The 5,759-nt window shown below is 34.6% G+C and carries 4 protein-coding genes and 1 pseudogene; 1 reads left to right on the forward strand and 4 read right to left on the reverse strand.

All coding sequences use genetic code 11. The features are described 5' to 3' along the window. Positions 1 to 72: 72 nt before the first annotated feature. The 4 genes and pseudogenes from Q0K80_RS09710 to Q0K80_RS09725 all read right to left on the reverse strand — a co-directional run. Positions 73 to 342, reverse strand: a pseudogene (locus Q0K80_RS09710) (ClbS/DfsB family four-helix bundle protein); the annotation flags it as partial. A gap of 10 nt (positions 343 to 352) precedes the next feature. Next, on the reverse strand, positions 353 to 1,837 hold the full coding sequence (locus Q0K80_RS09715) for an FAD-dependent oxidoreductase (RefSeq protein WP_294605831.1): 1,485 nt from the start codon (positions 1,835 to 1,837) through the stop codon (positions 353 to 355). A gap of 12 nt (positions 1,838 to 1,849) precedes the next feature. Continuing rightward, complete coding sequence (locus Q0K80_RS09720; protein WP_294605834.1) at positions 1,850 to 3,130, reverse strand: SLC13 family permease; 1,281 nt, start codon at positions 3,128 to 3,130, stop codon at positions 1,850 to 1,852. Positions 3,131 to 3,153: 23 nt separating this feature from the next. After that, entirely contained in the window at positions 3,154 to 4,641 is a 1,488-nt protein-coding gene (locus tag Q0K80_RS09725; protein WP_294605836.1) for an FAD-binding protein, read from the reverse strand. Positions 4,642 to 4,761: 120 nt separating this feature from the next. On the opposite strand from Q0K80_RS09725, the gene Q0K80_RS09730 reads away from it, so the two are divergent. After that, positions 4,762 to 5,679: a LysR family transcriptional regulator gene (locus tag Q0K80_RS09730; RefSeq protein WP_267394353.1), complete on the forward strand. Its 918-nt coding sequence runs from the start codon at positions 4,762 to 4,764 to the stop codon at positions 5,677 to 5,679. The last annotated feature ends 80 nt before the right edge of the window (positions 5,680 to 5,759 follow it).

The raw sequence follows: 5,759 nt of genomic DNA on the forward strand, positions 1-5,759 counted from the left end.
ATCAAAAAACAAATTTATCTCGGATTAACTGCGTAACTTAAAAACCGCTGGCAAGATTGCCAACGGTTTTTATTATTGTTTTAAAGACCTTTTGTACTTACGTAACTTCTTTAATGCCCATTCATAATGGCTAGAAGTATTCGAAATAAAATAGGTTCCCAAAGTATTATTCCCGGTCCAAGAAAAAACATTCTTGGTAAATAGTTGATCATTAGAAAAAGTCGCAAGTAATTTCATTACCTGCTGGTGACTTTTAGCCAGTAATTCTTCAGCTTCTTTTAAACTGGTTTTCTGGTGTTTCTGCCATATTTGTTGATTCATTTCACCATAATTACGCCAATTATAGCCATCTTTATTTTACAGTTGCATATTTACCTGCTAATCTACCAAAAGTTTGAGCATGACTGCAAGTCAAGCCTGGAACCCGATCTTCATAAGAACCCCAGAAAAAGCCTCCAGAGCAATTCCCTGCAGCATATAATCCTTTGATTGGATTATTATTTTCATCCATTACTTGCATATGATTATTGATATGTAATCCGTCAAGCGTTGCCAATAAAATTCCGCTAAACCATGCTCCATAGTATGGCGCACCTTTTACAGGTATCAAACGGCTTTTTTCTTTTCCAAAATCTTTATCACAACCACTTTCAGCAAGCTCATTATATCGGCTAATCGTTTTAAACAACTGCTTTTGAGGTAAATGAAGCTTCAATGCTAGATCATTAACCGTATCGGCTTTTTGAACCAATCCTTCTTTTATTTTTTCTTCATTTTGTTCTTTTCTTCCGGCTATATCCTTATTTCCTGGCCATCCAACTCTTGAGCAGCCTAATGTATGAAACTCCTTTAATCGGTTCATGGTTTCTTCATTCCATATAAGTACTTCAATATTTCCTGGTTGGTGCATCAAGGCGTTCATATCAAATTGATAAGGAGCACTTTCGTTGAAAAATCTCTTTCCTTTTAAATTCACTTTCAAAAATGGAAATGAGCCAAGATTATATTGGTGGTTTTTCCAATCAATAACATAAGTATCTTTGGTATTGGTTCCTACTGGTACAGCTCCTCGATTAAATATAATCGAAGCGGCCTCATCATCTTTTACCGCACCTATTTCCATGGCTGCGATAATCCCAGACCCATCATCTCTAGGACTCTGGGTAAAACAACATTTCTTTAATATTGTAGGATTCCACTTTTGAAGTAGCGCCGGATTTGCTCCATAACCACCTGTACATAAAATTACACCCTTGGAAGCTTTAATATCATACATTTCACCAGTATTTGTATTTTTAACCTGAACACCAACAACTTCTCGTTCACTATTTGTTAACAAATGCTCTAATTTTGTGTGAAATCTAAACTCAGCTCCCAAATTTTTTGCGTATTCAATAACATAGCTACCATAATCTTTGTAATCTGACTTATCATCTTTAGTAACATGATGTTCAGTTGGAAAAGCCATATTTATAAGTGTTTCATAATGGGCATCAGTCTCGCTATATAAGTGAGCTCCTTTTGGTGTTAACACATTTTCTTCGAGCCAATCGATTGTTTCTCCCGAATGATTAATCCAAGTCCAAATTAAGGACTGATCGACATTATCTTGGGTAAAAGATGTTAAATATTGTGCTAAGCTATTTTCATTAATGTGTATTCCAGTTCTTTTCTGGGCTTTTGAATTTACACCGCCAAGCCAGTGGCGATATAAATACTTAACAGAATTAGTCTTTTCAATTACTAATACTCGAGCACCATTTTCTGCAGCAGCTGCTGCAGCAAACCCGCCTGCATTGGATCCACCAATTACAATTACGTCAAAATCATTATTCATTTTCTATCTCCTTTAAAGTGGGTACATAAATTGCGTTACAAAACAGCCTAATATACAAAGAATCGCTGCCAGTGGTAACCCACATTTCAAAAAGTCATTTAAATTATATCCACCAGCATCCATAATTAGAGGTAAACTGTGACCGCCAATTGGTGTCAAAAAACTAAAAGCACTAGCAGTTGAAGCCGCCAAAACAGCACCTCTCGGATCTAGCCCCATTCTTAAACAGGTTAATGTCCACAGAGGTACTAAAATTGAAACTGCTGCTAATCCCCCTATTAAGTTAGTAATAACAATTGCAACAAGAAAGAACAGTCCCATCATTAAATATGGGTTTCCTATTCCCTTTGCTACCCCTGCCATAGCATTACCGACCATTTTCCCTGCTCCAGTGGCTTGTAAAGCATCAGCTAAACCTAACATCCCCGCGATTAGTAAAATAATATTCAGATTTAGTGCCTGTAAAGCTTCTTTATTGCTTAAGACGCCTGTTAAAACTAAAAGAACTGCTCCAGCGATTGCAATTACATATGACTGAACATGCAAGTAAGAGGACATAATCATAAGAATGATAGTCAAAGCACTAATCAGTATAGCAATAGTATTTTTCCCTTTTGAAAGCTGCTGTTCTTTTGCTTTTTGTGAATATGCAGGCGACTTCTCGGCTAATTTTGAATTATCCTTTTCAGGAAGCAATTTTGTACCTATAAAGGTCATATATAAAATTATTACAACTAAAAAAGGTATTCTTGCAATTAAAAAATCATTTATGTTTACTGGTGCTTTAGCACCAAGTTTCATCATTACACTTGACCATGACATATTTAATGCACCAATACCCAAAAACCAGGCACCAGCAGCGGAAACTGCTGTAACTTCAAACGGATAAAGTATTTTGCTTCTTGATAAACCAATATCATCACATATACCGCAAAGAATAGGTAGCATAATCACTAAAGCGATAGTGCCGTTAGAAACAATTGACAACAATACTGCAATAATACAAGTAAAAAAAGTAAGTAATTTAGGTTTATTTTTGAATTTTTTTACTAATTTAGCTGCTTTTGTAATAATTGTTGTTTTTTGGATACCTTTACCAATCACAAACATTGCAGCAAAAAGTAATACAGAAGTGTTTGTTACGTTTCCAAAAGCTCTTTCTGGGGGTAAAACTTGAAAGACGACTAATGCAAACATTACTAAAACACCAATCATTGAAATAGGAATTTTTCCAGAAATAAAGCCCAGTATAACCGCAAATAAAATTAATAAGGTAATAATCATTGGATTCATAGTATTTCTTACTCCTTTTTAAGTTAATCCTGTGTAACATATTTCCCAGCTAAACGCCCAAATGTAGTCGCACGACCAGCTGCCAAGCCAGGAAGTCGGTCCTCGTATGATCCCCAAAAGAATCCACCAGAGCAATTACCAGCAGCGTATAACCCTTTAATAGGGTCATAGTTGCTGTCTAAAACTTGCATATGATCATTTATTTGTAATCCATCAAATGTTGCTAGAAGTACACCGCCAAAGACCACTCCATAATAGGGTCCTCCTTCAATCGAATAAAAACGATACTTCTCCTTACCAAAGTCTTCATCTTGTCTTTTCTTGGCCAAATAATTGTATCTTTCAATCGTTTTTATCAAGACACCTTGTGGCAAATATAATTTTTTTGCTAGCTCCTTAATTGAATTTGCTTTGACGGCTGTCCCAGCCTCTATATTCTCCTGCAACCTTTTCTTTAAACTTTCCATGTTATTTCCACCGGGCCAACCTACTCTCGAGCAGCCTAATGTATGAAAGTCCTTTAAATGAGAAAGTGTTTCTTCATTAAAAATTTCAATATCTAGATTTCCTGGTTGGTGCATATTTGAATTGACTTCAAATTGATATGGTGCACTTTCGTTAAAGAAACGTTTACCTTTCAAATTTACTTTTAAAAATGGAAAGCTTCCTAGTGTAAACATTTTGACATTCCAACCAACTTGATATGTATCTTTTACATTAGTGCCCGGTTTTACGGCACCACGGTCAAAAATTATGGAAGCTGGCTCATCATCTCTCGCTGCACCTATTTCGAGAGCTGCAATCTGGCCAGAGCCATCATCTCTAGGACTTTTTGTTGCAACACATTTTTTTAACAAAGTTGGATTCCATTTTTGAACTAAAGCTTGATTAGCTCCATAGCCTCCAGAAGCTAGAACCACACCCTTTTTTGCTTTAATTGTATAAACTTTATTAGTTTTTTCATCTTTAACTTCTATCCCAATGACTTCTTTTTTATTATTTATCAAAAAATGTTCTAATTTTGTATACCACCTAAATTCAACGCCCAACTTGCGACAATAGTCAATTACATATTGACCCCAACCGCGATCCCAACTCTTATTATCTTTAGTGATTTCATTTGCAGTTGGAAAGGCAATATTAATTTGGGTTTCATAATAAGCGTCTTGATAAGAATATAAATGCGCACCTGCTGGTTTTAAAACCTTATCTTCAAGCCAATTCATCGTTTCTCCAGAGTGATTTGCCCAGACCCACAATAGACTTTGATTAACATTATCTTGTGTGGATGCTGTCAAAAATTGAACTATTTTTTCTTTTGATATTTTTACTTTTGCCCTCTTTTGTGATTGACTATTAATCGAACCAAGAGTATTTCTATATAAGTAAGATGTATCTCCCGCCTTGTCTATACATAATACATGTGCCCCATCTTCTGCCGCAGCTGCGGCAGAAAAACCTCCAGCATTTGAAGCACCAATAACTATTACGTCGTAGCTAACATTTTTCATTTCTACTCCCTTCGCTTATGTTTGGTATTGTTTTCGCTTATATGGTTGAGTTTATCATCTGCATGAGAGTATGATTAATGATAAAAAGAATAGTAATATTGCAAAATAGAATAGGTAAAAATGAATTCTACACAAATTAACTGCTTTATTTCATTAGGAAAAACGTTAAATTTTACGCAAACAGCAAAAGAACTTTATCTTGCACAGCCAACAGTTTCAAAAAACATTCATAATCTTGAAAGTGAACTTGGTGTTGAACTGATTAAACACGAACAACGTCAAATAGTACTAACAGTGGAGGGCAAATATTTCTACAAAGAACTCTTAAAGATTACTAATGAGTTAAATAAGGTGATTCATACTATTCAAGATAGTAAAAATAATACTATGCAAACAATTACAATAGGGTATTCTGGGTTACCATTTGAAAAACAGTTTTTGCCTATTTTTATGCGATTAATGAAAAAAACAAAAAAGTGCAACATTTTCTTAAAATCAGTCAGTTTAAGCGAGCCTTTTATTCATGAAAACCTTGATAGCAAAAAAATTGACTTTATGATTTATCAATCTGATTTTTTTCAAAATAAAAAGTACAAATTTACCCCAATGTTTGAAGCGGGGTTTTCAGTAATAATACGCAGAGATAGCCCTTTAAGGAAATATAAAAAAATTCCTTTAGAAGCGCTTAAAAAAAACAGAATATTTTTATGGGATGGAAAAACACCTTTGGCGTCCGTTTCAGAGGTTAAAAAGGCAATAGAACTTTCGGCATTTCCCGAAAAATGCGATTTAGTAATAATAAACAAAGCTTCGCTAGCCTCTATGCTCGTACAAGCTAATGATGGAATTGCTATTGTACCTAGCTTCGTTTATGACCATAATAATACTGAAGTTTATTATCGCTACTTTGATTGGAACCATACGGTTTCTTATGGGCTAGGTTACTTAAAAGAAATGCAAGAAAAACCTTGTTATCAAGAGCTTTTAAAGAATATGCAACACGCAATTAATATTACTAAGAAAAAATGGCAAAATTAAAAGCAAGTTGAGAATTAAATTTTCTGGCTTTATACTAAATCCTGTTGATAGATTATCTTAGTTTAGTTTCTATGGTATTC

This window comes from uncultured Lactobacillus sp. (genome assembly GCF_945290125.1).
Taxonomy (GTDB): Bacteria; Bacillota; Bacilli; order Lactobacillales; family Lactobacillaceae; genus Lactobacillus; species Lactobacillus rizhaonensis.

Bases quoted from the DNA above. Each gene is read 5' to 3' on its own strand.
- Q0K80_RS09730 (WP_267394353.1), top strand. From the start codon at position 4,762: ATGAATTCTACACAAATTAACTGCTTTATTTCATTAGGAAAAACGTTA.
- Q0K80_RS09725 (WP_294605836.1), bottom strand. From the start codon at position 4,641: ATGAAAAATGTTAGCTACGACGTAATAGTTATTGGTGCTTCAAATGCT.
- Q0K80_RS09720 (WP_294605834.1), bottom strand. From the start codon at position 3,130: ATGAATCCAATGATTATTACCTTATTAATTTTATTTGCGGTTATACTG.
- Q0K80_RS09715 (WP_294605831.1), bottom strand. From the start codon at position 1,837: ATGAATAATGATTTTGACGTAATTGTAATTGGTGGATCCAATGCAGGC.